The 14648-nt window shown below is 63.1% G+C and carries 14 protein-coding genes and 1 tRNA gene; 7 read left to right on the forward strand and 8 right to left on the reverse strand.

The genetic code is table 11. The annotated features are described in order from the left end of the window. The first annotated feature begins 99 nt into the window (after positions 1–99). Positions 100–828 (forward strand): hypothetical protein, encoded by a 729-nt coding sequence (locus tag AC6CH8_RS07145; RefSeq protein WP_454809087.1) that lies wholly within the window; start codon positions 100–102, stop codon positions 826–828. Between the two features lie 20 nt (positions 829–848). Here the strand turns inward: AC6CH8_RS07145 and disA are convergent, their stop codons facing one another. The 4 genes from disA to AC6CH8_RS07165 form a co-directional block, all read right to left on the reverse strand. Further along, positions 849–1925, reverse strand: a complete 1077-nt coding sequence (disA, locus tag AC6CH8_RS07150; protein WP_017197017.1) for a DNA integrity scanning diadenylate cyclase DisA — start codon at positions 1923–1925, stop codon at positions 849–851. 288 nt (positions 1926–2213) lie between these two features. Beyond that, on the reverse strand, positions 2214–2837 hold the full coding sequence (locus AC6CH8_RS07155; RefSeq protein ID WP_498189616.1) for a Pr6Pr family membrane protein: 624 nt from the start codon (positions 2835–2837) through the stop codon (positions 2214–2216). Between the two features lie 55 nt (positions 2838–2892). Next, the gene (gene radA, locus AC6CH8_RS07160) at positions 2893–4266 is read right to left on the reverse strand and encodes a DNA repair protein RadA (RefSeq protein ID WP_017197019.1); all 1374 of its coding nucleotides are present in this window, start codon (positions 4264–4266) and stop codon (positions 2893–2895) included. A gap of 104 nt (positions 4267–4370) precedes the next feature. Beyond that, complete coding sequence (locus AC6CH8_RS07165; protein WP_498189618.1) at positions 4371–5498, reverse strand: FUSC family protein; 1128 nt, start codon at positions 5496–5498, stop codon at positions 4371–4373. A gap of 236 nt (positions 5499–5734) precedes the next feature. Between AC6CH8_RS07165 and pstS the strand changes: the two genes are divergently transcribed. From pstS to pstB, 4 genes are all read left to right on the forward strand, one after another. Continuing rightward, positions 5735–6856, forward strand: a complete 1122-nt coding sequence (gene pstS / locus AC6CH8_RS07170; RefSeq protein ID WP_420179650.1) for a phosphate ABC transporter substrate-binding protein PstS — start codon at positions 5735–5737, stop codon at positions 6854–6856. Positions 6857–6992: 136 nt separating this feature from the next. After that, positions 6993–7925: a phosphate ABC transporter permease subunit PstC gene (gene pstC / locus AC6CH8_RS07175; RefSeq protein WP_017197022.1), complete on the forward strand. Its 933-nt coding sequence runs from the start codon at positions 6993–6995 to the stop codon at positions 7923–7925. Beyond that, the gene (gene pstA, locus AC6CH8_RS07180; RefSeq protein ID WP_178994029.1) at positions 7926–9029 is read left to right on the forward strand and encodes a phosphate ABC transporter permease PstA; all 1104 of its coding nucleotides are present in this window, start codon (positions 7926–7928) and stop codon (positions 9027–9029) included. It begins immediately after the preceding gene. A gap of 68 nt (positions 9030–9097) precedes the next feature. Continuing rightward, positions 9098–9877, forward strand: a complete 780-nt coding sequence (pstB, locus tag AC6CH8_RS07185) for a phosphate ABC transporter ATP-binding protein PstB (protein ID WP_017197024.1) — start codon at positions 9098–9100, stop codon at positions 9875–9877. 160 nt (positions 9878–10037) lie between these two features. On the opposite strand, the gene AC6CH8_RS07190 is transcribed toward pstB, so the two are convergent. Beyond that, positions 10038–11054: an inorganic phosphate transporter gene (locus AC6CH8_RS07190; protein WP_420179651.1), complete on the reverse strand. Its 1017-nt coding sequence runs from the start codon at positions 11052–11054 to the stop codon at positions 10038–10040. Position 11055: 1 nt separating this feature from the next. Beyond that, the gene (locus tag AC6CH8_RS07195) at positions 11056–11673 is read right to left on the reverse strand and encodes a DUF47 domain-containing protein (RefSeq protein WP_043469600.1); all 618 of its coding nucleotides are present in this window, start codon (positions 11671–11673) and stop codon (positions 11056–11058) included. 195 nt (positions 11674–11868) lie between these two features. Here AC6CH8_RS07195 and AC6CH8_RS07200 point away from each other — a divergent pair, with 195 nt between their 5' ends. Beyond that, a complete protein-coding gene (locus AC6CH8_RS07200; RefSeq protein ID WP_498189622.1) occupies positions 11869–12600 on the forward strand; it encodes a hypothetical protein in 732 nt (243 codons plus the stop codon). Positions 12601–12835: 235 nt separating this feature from the next. Here the strand turns inward: AC6CH8_RS07200 and AC6CH8_RS07205 are convergent, their stop codons facing one another. After that, on the reverse strand, positions 12836–13495 hold the full coding sequence (locus AC6CH8_RS07205; protein ID WP_091464593.1) for a hypothetical protein: 660 nt from the start codon (positions 13493–13495) through the stop codon (positions 12836–12838). 240 nt (positions 13496–13735) lie between these two features. On the opposite strand from AC6CH8_RS07205, the gene AC6CH8_RS07210 reads away from it, so the two are divergent. Beyond that, positions 13736–13808: transfer RNA gene (locus AC6CH8_RS07210), tRNA-Lys, on the forward strand. A 139-nt stretch (positions 13809–13947) separates the two neighbouring features. Here AC6CH8_RS07210 and AC6CH8_RS07215 read toward each other — a convergent pair. Continuing rightward, a complete protein-coding gene (locus tag AC6CH8_RS07215; protein WP_498189624.1) occupies positions 13948–14553 on the reverse strand; it encodes a class I SAM-dependent methyltransferase in 606 nt (201 codons plus the stop codon). Positions 14554–14648 lie beyond the last annotated feature (95 nt).

A 14648-nucleotide genomic window follows, 5' to 3' on the forward strand; every position in this document is an offset into this window, starting at 1 on the left:
CCCTTGGCAGTGCTCATGGCCGACGTCACACAGGCCGGGATTGGACCCATGCGGCGTGGAGGTTAGGTGCCCATGCGACCGCGAGCCTAGCCTAGAACCATGGCCAACAAGGGTAAGCAGCAGTCGACCGCGCGCACATCAGCGCCGGCGAAGGGTGCTGCCCGTGGCTCATCCCGCGCCGGTACGCCGGGCAAAAGTGCCCCGGCGAACAGGCGCCGACCGAGCCCTGCCGTGTATCGCCGTCGTCGGCAGGTGGTTTTTGGCGCCCTGCTGCTGGTCATCGCACTGATCGTTGGCGGAGTCGTGGCGCTCACGGGTGCGCTCGCCGGGAACCCGGAACCGCAGGCAGTCAGCACGCCGGACGCATCAACGGCACCGACGCAGGGGACTGTTCCGACAGGATCAGCGGCGCCTTCGCCTTCGGCCTCGCCAACGCCTGTCTGCGATTTCAACCTGATGACCGTTGCCGCCAAGACCGACAAGCCAGCTTACGGCCCGGAGGAAAAGCCGCTGCTGACCATGACCATCACCAACGGCGGCACCGCTCCGTGCGAGGTCAACGTGGGTACCTCCCAAATGGAGTACCTGCTGATGAGCGGATCGGACCGCATCTTCTCGTCAAAGGACTGTCAGACGGGCGGCGAGGACCTCATCAAGACCATCCAGCCCGGCAAGAGCGAGACCGCAAACTTTCCGTGGCAACGCAACCGGACGCTTGAAGGCTGTGCTGCGATCACCGCCAAGCCGGGCGCTGGAGGGGCCTACTACACGTTTGAAGCGCGCCTTGGGAACAAGTCCAGTGCCAAGGTTGCCTTCCAGCTGAATTAGCAGCCTTCGACGGCGGCGGGCTAGAGGAAGCGGTCCAGGAGACTCGCCTCGGCCATTCGGCTCAGGCCCTCGCGGACTGTGCGGGCACGCTGATCGCCGATGCCGTCCACGGTCATGAGGTCGTCGATCGTTGCTGCCATGAGGTTTTGGAGCCCGCCGAAGTAGTCCACCAAACGGTCTGCTACGGCCTTCGGCACGGACTTCAAGCCGGACAGTAGCCTGTAGCCCCGCGGCTGCACGACGGCGTCCAGCTGCTCCACACCACCGGCGAAGCCGATGATGTGGGCAATCCGGCTGAGGTCGATCAGTTCCGTGGGGCCCAGATTGAGGAGGGCCTGGACGGCTTCCTCGATTTCCTCGGGCGTAGCGTTGGGATCGGAGTAGTCCCGGATGATGACATCGCTGCCCGGGCCGCGACCCACGGTGAGTTCTTCAACCTGGAGGGACAGCAGGCGGCCGTCTTCACCCAGTTCCAGGACATACTGGGCGATTTCCTCGGAGATGCGGCGGACCATTTCCTGGCGCTGCAGGGTGACGGCAACGTCCCGGACGGTCACCAGCGCTTCGATCTCCAACGCCGACAGTGAGCTGGTGACCTGGTCCAAGCGTGCGCTGTACCGCTCCAGGGTTGCGAGGGCCTGGTTGGCGCGGGCGAGGACCTTTTCGGAGCCCTCCAGGACGTGGCGCAGGCCGTTCACGTAGAGCGCGATGATTTGCATGGACTGGCTGACGGAAATGACGGGAACGCCGGTCTGGATCGCGACGCGCTCGGCGGTGCGGTGCCTGGTGCCGGATTCCTGGGTTTCAATGCTTGAATCGGGGACCAGCTGGACAGCTGCCCGGACAATGTTGCTGGCGTCCTTGTCGCAAATGATGGCGCCATCCATCTTGGCCAACTCACGGAGGCGTGTTGGGGAGAAGTCGATGCCGATGTCGAATCCGCCCGAACAGATGGAATCGATGGTGCGATCGTAGCCCAGCACAATCAAGGCGCCTGTGCGTCCACGGAGGATGCGTTCCAGGCCATCACGCAATGGAGTTCCGGGTGCGACTCTGGCCAAGGTCGCCTTGAGCGACTCTTCCGGACTCCGGGCCATAGGGTTTCCCTTCGAAGGTGCAAGCCACGGCTCACAGACAAGCTGAATCGGGCGTCAGTGCGCTCTCCGAAAAATGCCCACATGACGACAAGCACAATGATAGGGCTTCCGGGCACCGTTAACCGCACCAGCAGGCCCCAAAGTGGGTCATTTCGTTATGTTCGGCGCTACCTGCAAGGTGCATTTTCCGGGCTGTCCCACAAGAGCACTTTGCGGAAGTTTGTCTGCTGACATGGGCGAATATAGCCAGTTGCTGTAGTTAATCCGCCCTTCGTGGAGGAAGATCGCCTAGTAATCCACCTGCCGCTTGAGCTTGTTCCCCAGCCACAGCATCGCCAGGCTCACCACCAGGAAGCCCACGGAGATGGCCAGGGCGAACACCACCACGCCACCCCAACCCCCGGCACGGGCGGGATCGATGAACCAGTACGGGTACCAGTCCACGAAGGCACCCCGCACCAGGCTGTACACCAGGTATCCCACGGGGTAGAGCAGCCAGTACCAAACGTGCTTGAACTGCAGGGTGGCCCGCGGCGGTTGGAACAACCAGTCCGCCACCATCACCACGGGGATCAGGTAGTGCACCACGAAGTTGACCCAGGGGAGCAGGGAGCCGAGGTCCTCACCGGCCAGTAGTGCACCAAACACCAGCCCCACAACGGCCATGGCGATGGTGGCTGTGCCTCGAGTGACATCATCGATTTCACTGGGCCGTTTTCGTATCAGCACGCGATAGCCACTGATCAGCAGCACAAGGGCAGCGAAAATGTTGGACAGGTTGGTGAAGTAGCTGAAGAAGTTCCAGAGGTCATAGCCCATGCCCAGATGAACTGTCAGCTGAGTTCCCACTGCCACCAAGGTCAGAAGGCCAAAGAAAAAGCGTCCCCCGATAAGCACATTCCGTTTGGTCATGTCTCTCATCCTCGCCGAAACCGCAGCTCAGAAGGCTCCCGACACCCCGGCAGGATTACGTGATCAGCAGTTCAAGTGCCTCAGCCAAGTGGCCTACTTCGCGCACGGAGAAACCATCCGGGATAACGCCGGCACCTGCCGGGCTGGCCGGAACAATAGCGTGCGTGAACCCAAGACGGTGAGCTTCCTGGATGCGCTGGTTAATCCCTGGCACGGGACGGACTTCGCCAGCCAGGCCCACCTCGCCGAACGCAATGAGCCGTTGGGGGAGTGCTTTGCGGGATTTGGCCGATGCTACTGCCAGAGCAACAGCCAAGTCTGTGGCCGGTTCCGTCAGCTTCACTCCGCCCACGGTTGCCACATAGGAGTCATCCTTGTGAAGCATGCAACCGGCACGCTGCTGAAGCACCGCGAGCAACATGGCAACCCTTGAGCTTTCCAGCCCGCTGGTGGCACGGCGGGGCTGGGAATTGGCGCTCTCAGCGAGAAGGGACTGAACCTCCGCCAGCAGTGGCCTGCGACCCTCCATTGTCACCGTGATGCAGGTTCCGGAGACCGGCTCCCGGGTCCGCGAAACGAACAGTCCGCTGGGATCGGCCAACCCCTCGATGCCGGCCTCATTGAGATCAAAGCATCCGACGTCGTCCGTAGCCCCGTAGCGGTTCTTTACAGCCCGGAGCAGCCGCAGACGTGAGTGGCGCTCGCCTTCGAACTGGCATACGACGTCCACCAGGTGTTCCAGCAAGCGCGGCCCTGCGATGGTGCCTTCCTTGGTCACGTGGCCCACCAGCAGCGTTGTCATGTTGCGTCGCTTGGCCGCAGAAATGATCGACGCCGCAACTTCACGTACCTGGGAGACGCCGCCGGCGCTGCCCTCCACGTCCGCACTGCTCAGGGTTTGCACGGAGTCCACAATCAGCAGCTTGGGCTCAAGCTTCTCCACCTGGCCCAGCGCCTGCCCGAGGTCGGTTTCCGCGGAGAGATAAAGAGTATGGGCGACGGCGTCGATTCGTTCAGCGCGCAGCTTCACTTGCGCCGCAGACTCCTCACCCGTGATGTAGAGGACGTCCTGTCCCGTGCGGGCGAACTTCGCCGCGACGTCCAGCAGGAGTGTGGACTTTCCGACGCCGGGTTCCCCCGCCAGCAGGATGACGGCACCTGGAACGAGCCCTCCGCCCAGGACGCGGTCGAGTTCGTCAACGCCAGTGGGCAGGAACGCCGCTGTGGTCCCATCCACCTCAGCGATACGGCGGGCAGGCTCCAAAACGGTAGCGGCCGCCGTCGTACGCGCTACCGTGGCGCCGTACTCCTCCACCGTTCCCCAAGCCTGGCACTCACCGCAGCGGCCCACCCACTTGATGGCGGTCCAGCCGCATTCGGCGCACTTGTAGGCGGGTGTTTTGGATGCTCGGGAGGTCTTGGAAGCCATGGGTTCAAGCGTAGTGGCGGGCACCGACAGAATTAGCCGCCGAGGTGGCACTTAATGACCGTCCTGGGCCGTGGCATCGTCATCAAATGCCATCTCGGCGAAGGCTACAACGCCGGGAGCACCGCCCGGGCCTCGTCCGCCTCCATCCCGCTCGCTTCCAGCAGGTCCACCATGAGCGGACGGAAAAGCATGACTACGGTTTCGCCCTCGAGCCTCTGGACGTCCAGCATCTTGGGATGCAGGCGGGCTGCGATATCTGAAAGATCATTCCGCGCACGGCGGAGATGCACACGGCGGGTACCCTCACTTTGCTCGGACAAGCCGATGTTCATCTCATCAATCGCGGCCGCAGTTTCCTGAAGGACATCGGAGATGCTGTCGATCGCTTCATCGGACAACGCTGCGTGGTTGATTGCGCTGGTGAGGCGCCGCGCAAACACCCGGCTGTTACGGAGCGCGAGGTCGATGTACTCCAGCGAATGTTCCAAGCTCGCGAGTTCGTCGCGATGCCTGCGGTGGGCCGGAGCCAAGGTGGCAACCTCACCGGAAGCGCGCAAAGTCTGCCGCATCCGGTCCACCAATGGCTGGCAGTTCCGGCCGCGGATCAGGGCGTGCCAAGCAGTAGTGGAGTCGCTCTCGATCATCGCCTTGGCGCACTCACGGAGCACCTCCGCGAGCTCATGAAGAATTTTCTGGACGTCCTTCCGGGGCTCCCGTCGCGGATCTTTGGGCACCAGGATGGTCACCAGCAACGCAAACACTCCACCGATCACGGCGTCGAGGCTTCGCGTAAACGGCCCGCCGGCCGGCGCCGGCAGCAGCACCACCAGCAACGACTGCAGTCCCAGCTGGGTGGTGAAGATCGTGCCGCTGTCCAGGAACCTGGCCAGCAGGATGGAGAAAAGAAGCACGACGGCGGCCTGCCAGATCCCAGCGCCCAGCCAGTGAAGCAACAGGTCACCAACCACGATGCCCAGCGTGCAGCCAAGGCCTACCTCGATCACGCGACGCAGCCTCGGATCGCGGGAGAAGCCAAGGGCAATCAACGACGAGGTAGCCGCGAACAGGGGTCCTTGGTGGCCCAGTACATACTCGGCGAAAGCGTAGGCACCGACGGCGCACACCGTCATCTGAACGGCCGGAGTCAGGGAATTGCGGCTGCGGACCAAACCCGTCCGGACTCTGGCGCGCAGGAACCTCTTGCTTGCAGAAAATCCTTTCGCGGCAGCCATGCCTTCCAGTCTATTTGCCCAACCCCCTCAACTACCGCAAGCCGGGTGCCGCTCAAGGTGGCACGCGCCACATAACCCAATGGTCCGCCGTCGTTCACCTTCCGTTCACCTTTCACCGCAGATCCCGTTACCTGCACTCCTTACCTTCAGTAAAGGAACAAAAAGGTCCACAGCTCGCGCACGCCGAAATCTCCGTTCGGCCCGCATCGAAGAATCCCTGGAAGGGGCACATCCAAGTGAAGGCAACTCACTTCGGCCGCAACGCGGCAATCGCGGTCATCGCAGCCGGCGCTCTCGCGCTCACTGCTTGCGGTTCAGACAACGCAACGGGCACCACTGGCGGCACCCAGTCGGCAGCCTCCGGCCCCAAGGTCACCGGCACCCTGACCGGCATTGGCGCTTCCTCCACCGGCGCAGCCATGGACGCCTGGAAGGCCGGCTTCTCCGCCGCGAACTCCGGCGCAACTGTTCAGTACTCCCCGGATGGTTCCGGCGCAGGCCGCAAGGCCATCATCGACGGCTCAGCGCAGTTCGCCGGCTCCGACGCCTACCTGAAGGACGAAGAGCTCGAGAGCTCCAAGGCCAAGTGCGGCCCCGAAGGCGCCATCAACATCCCGGTGTACATCTCCCCGATCGCTGTTGCCTTCAACGTTCCCGGCGTCACGGACCTGAAGCTGGACGCCCCCACCGTGGCCAAGATCTTCCGCGGCCAAATCGCCAACTGGAACGATCCCGCAATCGCCGCCCTCAACGAAGGCGTCACCCTGCCGGACCTCAAGGTCACCCCCGTGAACCGCTCCGATGACTCCGGCACCACCACCAACTTCACCGACTACCTCGCAGCTGCTGCACCAGAGGTTTGGACGGACAAGGCTGCCGGCATCTGGCCCGCAAGCCTCGCCGGCGAGAACGCCAAGGGCACCTCCGGCGTCGTCAAGACCGTCACCGACACCCCGGGTGCCGTGACCTACGCTGACGACTCCGCTGTCTCCGGCAAGCTGGGCACCGCCTCCATCAAGGTGGGCGAAGAGTTCGTCAAGATCTCCGCAGAAGCCGCTGCCAAGGCTGTCGAAGCAGGCAAGCCTGTTGAGGGCCGCGCCGCCAACGATGTCGCCATCAAGCTGGACCGCAAGACCACCGCATCGGGCGCCTACCCCGTAGTCCTCGTCTCGTACCACGTTGTCTGCTCCACCTACGAGACCAAGGAAGTTGCTGACCTGGTCAAGGGCTTCGAAACTTACGTCGTTTCCGACGAGGGACAGAAGACCGCCGCTGACGCGGCGAAGTCCGCACCGCTCTCCAAGACGCTGCAGGACAAGGCCAAGGCCGCTATCGAAACCATCAAGGCCAAGGCCTAAGGTTTCCCGGCGGGTTTGCTGAACCCGGCTGAACACTGAAGTTCCCTGTCCCGCGCGACGTGGCCGCAGAGCCGCTCGCGCGGGGCAGGGAACTTAGCCATGTAAGACCAGTTCACTGAGATTGAAGGATCGTGAAGTGACCACCAACTCCCTGACAACCTCCCAAGGCGCAGGACGCGCCGGGGACAAGGTTTTCTCCGGGGCCGCCATGGCCGCAGGGTGCCTGATTCTCGCGGTCCTCTTCGGAGTCGCGCTATTCCTTGTGGTGCAGGCAATCCCCGCCCTCACCGCCCCGGCTGAGGACATCCAGGGCGGCAACGGCTTCTTCGCCTATATCGCCCCGATCGTGGTGGGCACGTTGATTGCCGCCGTGATCGCCCTCGTCATCGCCACTCCCGTGGCCATCGGCGTGGCACTGTTCATCTCGCACTACGCCCCGCGTCGGCTCGCTTCGGGCCTCGGCTACGTGGTGGACCTGCTCGCGGCCATCCCCTCCGTTGTCTACGGCGCCTGGGGTGCAGCTTTCCTGGCCAAGGAAATCTCCCCGGCCTACGACTGGCTGGCCACCTACCTCGGCTGGATCCCGATCTTCGAAGGACCGGCATCCGCCACCGGTAAGACCATCCTGACCGCCGGCATCGTCCTGTCCGTCATGGTCCTTCCCATCATCACCTCCCTGTCCCGCGAAATCTTCCTGCAGACCCCCAAGCTGCACGAGGAAGCAGCGCTGGCACTTGGAGCTACCCGCTGGGAAATGATCAAGATGGCCGTGCTGCCCTTCGGCCGCCCCGGCATCATCAGCGCCATCATGCTGGGCCTCGGCCGAGCACTCGGTGAGACCATGGCCGTTGCCTTGGTGCTCTCGTCCGGTGTCCTGACTGCAAGCCTCATCCAGTCCGGCAACCAGACCATCGCCGCGGAAATCGCCCTGAACTTCCCCGAAGCCAGCGGTATCAAGGTCAACACGTTGATCGCAGCCGGCTTGGTGCTGTTCGTCATCACCCTTGGCGTCAACATGATCGCCCGCTGGATCATCACCCGGCACAAAGAATTCTCGGGAGCCAACTAAATGTCCGCCACAGTAGTCCGCAAGCGCTCAGCGCTCACCAAGGGCCAACTGCCCAAGTTCGCGCCCTACATTGTCCTGGCCGTCGCGCTCATTGTCGGCGCGGCCATCCTGGCGCTCATCGGCTTCAACGCCTTCGGCTGGGGCATCGTCTCAGCCATCCTGTTCGCGGTGGGGCTGGTCTCCTGGAGCGGCGCTGTTGAAGGTGCCCGCAAAGCCAAGGACAAGCTCGCCACGTGCCTGGTGGTCGGTGCCTTCCTGGTTGCATTGCTGCCCCTGATCTCGGTCATCGTCACCGTCCTGGTCAACGGCATCCCCGGGCTCATCACACCCGGCTTCCTGGGCACCTCCATGAACGGTGTTACCGGTGCGTTCGATAACAAGGCAGTGGAGGAAGGCGCACCCGTCCTCGGCGGTATCTACCACGCACTGCTGGGCACCATCCAGATCACGCTACTTGCCACGGTGATTTCCGTGCCCGTGGGCCTCCTGACTTCCATCTACCTGGTGGAATACGGCAACGACCGTCCGCTGGCCCGCGCCATCACGTTCTTCGTGGATGTCATGACCGGCATCCCGTCGATCGTGGCCGGCCTCTTCGCGGCAGCGTTCTTCTTCGCGATCGTGGGCCCCGGCACCAAGACCGGTGCGGTAGCCGCCGTCGCGCTTTCCGTCCTGATGATCCCTGTTGTGGTCCGCTCCAGCGAGGAAATGCTCAAGATCGTACCGAACGAGCTCCGCGAGGCCTCGTACGCGCTGGGCGTGCGTAAGTGGCGCACCATCACCAAGGTGGTTATTCCGACGGCGATCTCCGGCATCGCGTCCGGCGTCACCTTGGCGATCGCCCGCGTCATCGGTGAAACCGCTCCGATCCTGGTCACCGCCGGGTTCGCGACCACCATCAACAACAATGTGTTCGGTGGCTGGATGGCCTCGCTGCCCACGTTCATTTACACGCAGATCCTCAACCCGACGTCGCCGTCCAACCCTGGCCCCTCGGACCAGCGTGCCTGGGGCGCCGCGCTGGTGCTGATCATCCTGGTGATGCTCCTGAACCTCGGAGCCCGCCTCATCGCCCGCCTGTTCGCACCCAAAACGGGACGCTAGCCGGCCGGCCACCGGTTTCCCGGCGGCCCCTTCAAACTTCCACACCCCCCAAGGAACAAAGGAACACCATGTCTAAGCGCATCGACGTCAAAGACCTGAATGTCTACTACGGCAACTTCCTGGCCGTCGAGGACGTCAACATCAACATCCAAGCCAAGTCCGTGACGGCTTTCATTGGCCCGTCCGGCTGCGGCAAGTCCACCTTCCTCCGCACGCTGAACCGCATGCACGAGGTCCTTCCCGGCGCACGCGTTGAGGGCGAGGTCCTCCTGGACGGGGACAACCTCTACGGACCCGGTGTTGACCCCGTGACCGTCCGCACCCAGGTTGGTATGGTTTTCCAGCGCCCCAACCCGTTCCCCACCATGTCCATCCGTGACAACGTGCTGGCCGGTGTGAAGCTGAACAACAAGAAGATCTCCAAGGGCGCAGCGGATGCCTTGGTGGAGAAGTCCCTGGTGGGAGCCAACCTGTGGAACGAAGTGAAGGACCGCCTGGACAAGCCCGGCTCCGGCCTTTCCGGTGGTCAGCAGCAGCGCCTCTGCATCGCCCGCGCCATCGCCGTGGAGCCCCAAGTGATCCTCATGGATGAGCCTTGCTCCGCACTGGACCCTATCTCCACTTTGGCCGTTGAGGACCTCATCAACGAGCTCAAGGACCAGTACACAGTGGTGATCGTGACCCACAACATGCAGCAGGCTGCGCGTGTGTCCGACAAGACTGCGTTCTTCAACATTGCGGGCACCGGCAAGCCCGGCAAACTGATCGAGTTCGCTGACACCACCAGCATCTTCAACAACCCTGCCCAAAAGGCAACGGAAGACTACGTCTCCGGCCGCTTCGGATAAGGGGTTCTACAGGTTCCGGCTTCTATGGGGGGAGTCGGCACAGAACGACGGCGGCCGTCGCCTTGGGGGTACGGCCGCCGTCGTTTTTTCTTACCCAAGTAAGTCGCAGCAGAGCGCGTTTTGAGCCTTCATAACGCGCTCTGCTGCGACTTACTTGGGTTTAGAGGTCAGCGAGGGGCGAGAACGCCAGCTCCAGGATGAAGGCCGCAGCTGCCGTGATCAACGGTGTGGCCACCCAGAACAGCAGGACCCTCCTGACCAAGCGCCTGTTGACGGTGTGGAACCGCTGGTTGACGCCCGAACCCAGCACGGAGGCGGTCAACGTATGGGTGGTGGAAAGCGGTAGGTGAAATCCGATTGCGCCGATGAAGAGCATCACGGACGTCAGGGTCTGCGCCACGAAACCGCGCAGCGGATCCACCCGAATGAGTTTGTGGCCGAGGGTGTGGGAGATCCGCCAGCCGCCAAACATGGTCCCTGCCGTGAGCATGATAGCGGTGAGCAGGAGGATCCAGAGAGGTACGTCGCTGCCGCTGGACAAGCCCGCGGCCACCATGGCCAGGACCATGACGGCTGCCGTGCGCTGGCCGTCCTGGAGCCCGTGGCCGAATGCCACAGCGGCGGTTGAGATGGCCTGCGCCCGCCGGAACCGACGGTTTACAACGTTCGGTTGGGTGTAGCGCGCAGCCCACGTCACAGGCCACACCAGCAGGTATGCAGCCACGAAGGCGATGACGGGGGAGAGCACCAGGGGCAGGGCCACCTGGGTCAGCAGGACATTGTCCATGCCTCCCACCGCGTTGCCGCCCACAAGGACACTCGCGGCCCCGGCACCGATCAGGCCGCCAATCAATGAGTTGGTGGAGGACAAAGGAATGCCTCGCCACCACGCGTACACGCCCCACAAGATGGCTGCGGTGAGCGCGGACGCCAGCATGGTGAGCCCACTGGTGCCCTCCGGCAACGTGATCCACGATTGCGTGAAGGCGAGGATGAAGGTGCCGCTGAGCATGGCGCCCACAAAATTGAAGACTGCAGCCAAAAGCACAGCCACTGACGGCGTGAGGGCGCGGGTCCGCGTGGACAGCGCGACGGCGTTGGAGACGTCGCGGAAGCCGTTCAGGAATGCGAACCCGGAGGCCAGAGCAACCACGAGGGCCAGGAAGGCGATGGTCACGTCATGATTCCTTGACGATGATGCTGCCTACCTGGGTGGCGACCTTCCGCATGTCCTTGGTGACTTCCACCAGCTGGTTGGCGATGTCCCGGTGCCGCGCGTACTGCGTGGACTTCATATCCTTAAGCATCTCGGCCACCCAGATCCGGTGCGACCGCTCAGCACGTTTGGCCAGCCGAAGGATCTCGATCCAGTAGTCCTCAAGTTCGTCCAGGTCCTCAAGCTTCCGCATCGCATCCACCGTAAGCTCGGCCTGCCGGCTGATGATCTCCAACTGGTCTGCAGCGCGCTTGGGGAGCCGATCCAGCTTGTAGAGAGCTACAAGATCTCCGGCGGCGTCCAACTTCTCCATGGCCTCATTGAGGTGGCGGGAGAGCGTATACATGTCCTCGCGGGGGAGCGGGTTCACAAAGCTGGTGCGCATGTGCGTCAGCAGTGCGAAATGCAGGTCCAAGGACTTGGACTCGTGCTCGTGCAATTCTTCGGCGAGACGCTGGTGCTCACTGGCGGGCGCCCCGAGTATTTCCGAGAGCGTTCCAGTAGCGGCAACGATGACGCCGGCCATCTGCGCGAGCAGTACGAGCCCGGCAGGTTCCTGGGGAAAAAGGCGCAGCTTCATTTCGCTTCCGGGCTGGGGACGGATGGGCACGGGTGGTTTGACTTGACGCCGCCCGTTTCGCTCCCAACTTTACCGGCACTGCCACGGCGTCGGTGAAGGGCAGGACACCGTGACGGGGAGTAGTCCCCATCGCTGAGCCTCCGTAACCGTGCAACACTGGGTAAGCACTCAATTAATCCACTCAATGGGGGAACTATGCGATTCAACAATGTAGTGAAAATCACGGGCCTTGCCGCTGCCGGCCTGCTGGCCCTGACCGCCTGCGGCGGAGCAACGGCGGGCCCGACGACGGCTGGTCCCGAATCGTCGTCGTCCTCGTCTGCGTCCAACTCGCCTTCAGCGTCTGCTTCCCCGTTGGCCTCGACTTCGTCAGAAGGCGCCGGCACCTCCTCGGGTTCTTACAAGGTAGCGGCCTGGGCGCTGCCCATCTCGGAAGCAGGGGACAAGCTGGGCAGCCTCAAGGGCGACAGCTTCAGCGTGGACATCTACCAGGTGGCCACCGATGTCGCGTCCAAGGACAGCATGTTCGTGGACAAGGAAACCAAGGAAAACCTGCTCAAGAAGGGCGATCCCGTGGTTTACCTGAACTACGTGGTCACCAACACCTCGTCCGCGGACATTCCCCTGAGCCACTCGCTGATCACTCCCAGCGCGAAGTACACGGACTGGAAGTACCTCGGCGGAATGCCGTCCGATTCCAGCAGCGATGGTTACAAAAAGCACGGCCTCAGCAGCTCCGGCACCAAGCTCAAGGAAGAGGCCCCGTTCGTGCTGAAGCCGGGCGAGTCCTTCAATATTGCGGAGAACTTCGCCTACACCGCGGGCAAGGAAACCGAGATCAAGGCGACCATGACTCCTGCTGCAGCAGACGGCAAGCTGGACCACGACAAGAAGGAAAAGGCCGAAACCACGGTCACGCTGAAGTAGTTTTCAGCGCATTTGCCCGGGTCTGCCACAGTGCAAGCCCGGGCAAAGCTGCGTTCGGGCATAAAAATGGTGCCGAACCGGATACGCCTCTCGGCGGTAGGCCGCTCGAAGCGGCTGTAAGTTGAAGCCCGGGGGTTTCGCGGTTCGACACCAGTTTTAGTTTTCACCGTCAGGCGGGCTAAGTCAACATTGACAGTCCGGGCCCGACGTGGGTACGTTTCGCCCTTTTACCTGGTTAGTCGAGCTCTCCCAAGCGCCACGCGTTGGCCGCGTGCTCGAGGTCCTCGGCAGTCTTCACCAGCTGGTGCGAATTACGTGTGAGCTTGCTGGCGTGGCCCTCGTTGCTGTGTTCCGCGCCGTCGGCAAGAGTCGCTTGGCCGAGCGCCACCACGCGGCAGAACGCGGCGGAGCGTTCCAGCGCGACGTCGAACTCGCCGTCGAAAGCGCCGGACAAAATGGCGTCAGCCATGGTCTTCATTTCGTCGGCTCCCGGCGGCTCTGCTGCGCCGGCCACCACGTTGGAAACCTGTGCGGTGTCACGTCCTGCCCTGAAGTAGACGGAGATCCGTTCGGGGTTCTGGATGGTGGCGGCACGGAGGGCGTAGAGCCTCCAAAGAGCGCCGGGCAAGGAACGCGCAGGGCTCTCGGCCCACATCTCGGCGATGGCTTCGAGGCCCTGCTCGTCAGCCAGCTTCACCAGGCGGTGGGTGACCTTGGGGTCATCGCTGTCCCGGCCGCGTCTCACCAGCGCCTGTGCGGCCAGATGGGCTGCCTCCGAAACCCGGGCGGGATCTGCCCCGCCCGCGAACGGCTCGAAATCGATGGGCGCGAAGGGCTTGGGTTTGTGATGCCTGTTCGCTCCGCCGTACGCACGTGATCCTGGCTGTTCGCTCATGAGTTCACCGTACTCCTGTGCTCTGGTGGGGTCGAGTAACGGTTGCCGGGGCTGCCGTTCGTGCTGCCGGCGTGCCGTCACCACCTACTTTGCCGCCGCCCCGGGCCCGACACGCCGCTGCCGCCGCGCGCCGCCGTCGAACTTTCTCCCAAAACAGGTGACGACGGCGCATGCCGCCTTGAGTTCCTCGTCTACCGTGACGTTGGGGTACAGTATTCATGGCTGTTTCTACAGCTGGAGGGGCCTTTAGCTCAGTTGGTAGAGCATCGGACTTTTAATCCGTGGGTCGTGGGTTCGATCCCCACAGGGCCCACCCTCCAAGACAGGCCGGAGACGTTGAGTCTCCGGCCTGTTTTTTGTTTCCCTCGCCCCACGAATCCTGCCTTGGTTCGAATGTCCCGCCGCACAACGGCGGGGTCAGCAAACAAGGGTGAGTGTGGGTGTGCTGAAAGTCAGAGTTTCGCACGCCGGGCAATGATGGCGGCATGTGGGCGGGCTCCGGGGTCGACGCGGGAGTGGGTGCTGACAACTGTGAATCCGGCCATCCGAAGCCGAGCCGAGATCTCCTCCACAGGCCAGAAGTAAGCCGGAGTCACCGCATGAGGGAAAGCCTCAAGGGCGGGGCCCTCGAAGAAACCGAGCAGAAGGCTCCCGCCGGGCTTGATGCACCGGGAGAACTCGTCCAGAGCCGCTTCGATGGCATCAGGGGGAGTGTGAATCACCGAGTACCAGGCGAGGATCCCTGCTAGTGACCGATCCGCCGTCGGCAATCTTTCAATTGATCCGACAGAGAACTGAGCGTCCGGGTAATGCTGCCTGGCAGTTTTGATGAACGCCTGGAGCAAGTCCACGCCCTCGACGGACACTCCGGCGGAGTGCAGGAAATCCGTCCAGTGTCCGGGTCCGCAGCCGGCGTCGATGACCTTGCCGGAAAGGCCCCGTGCCCACGCGAGAATCAGCTGCTGATCGGCCGGATGCGTGCAGCTGATCGATCCGAACAGCGAGGTGTACTCGGCTGCGCGGGCGGAATAGGCGGCTGCAACGTTCCCGGATGACATGGGACTCAGCCTACGTGGGACGCAAACCCGCTTCGGTACGAATCTCCCGCCACACAACGGTGTGCCCGGCAAACAAGAGCGGGCTTGGGAGAGCC

Source organism: Paenarthrobacter sp. GQ52 (assembly GCF_059759005.1).

Bases quoted from the DNA above. Each gene is read 5' to 3' on its own strand.
- AC6CH8_RS07145 (WP_454809087.1), top strand. From the start codon at position 100: ATGGCCAACAAGGGTAAGCAGCAGTCGACCGCGCGCACATCAGCGCCG.
- disA (WP_017197017.1), bottom strand. From the start codon at position 1,925: ATGGCCCGGAGTCCGGAAGAGTCGCTCAAGGCGACCTTGGCCAGAGTC.
- AC6CH8_RS07155 (WP_498189616.1), bottom strand. From the start codon at position 2,837: ATGACCAAACGGAATGTGCTTATCGGGGGACGCTTTTTCTTTGGCCTT.
- radA (WP_017197019.1), bottom strand. From the start codon at position 4,266: ATGGCTTCCAAGACCTCCCGAGCATCCAAAACACCCGCCTACAAGTGC.
- AC6CH8_RS07165 (WP_498189618.1), bottom strand. From the start codon at position 5,498: ATGGCTGCCGCGAAAGGATTTTCTGCAAGCAAGAGGTTCCTGCGCGCC.
- pstA (WP_178994029.1), top strand. From the start codon at position 7,926: ATGTCCGCCACAGTAGTCCGCAAGCGCTCAGCGCTCACCAAGGGCCAA.
- pstB (WP_017197024.1), top strand. From the start codon at position 9,098: ATGTCTAAGCGCATCGACGTCAAAGACCTGAATGTCTACTACGGCAAC.
- AC6CH8_RS07195 (WP_043469600.1), bottom strand. From the start codon at position 11,673: ATGAAGCTGCGCCTTTTTCCCCAGGAACCTGCCGGGCTCGTACTGCTC.
- AC6CH8_RS07200 (WP_498189622.1), top strand. From the start codon at position 11,869: ATGCGATTCAACAATGTAGTGAAAATCACGGGCCTTGCCGCTGCCGGC.
- AC6CH8_RS07205 (WP_091464593.1), bottom strand. From the start codon at position 13,495: ATGAGCGAACAGCCAGGATCACGTGCGTACGGCGGAGCGAACAGGCAT.
- AC6CH8_RS07215 (WP_498189624.1), bottom strand. From the start codon at position 14,553: ATGTCATCCGGGAACGTTGCAGCCGCCTATTCCGCCCGCGCAGCCGAG.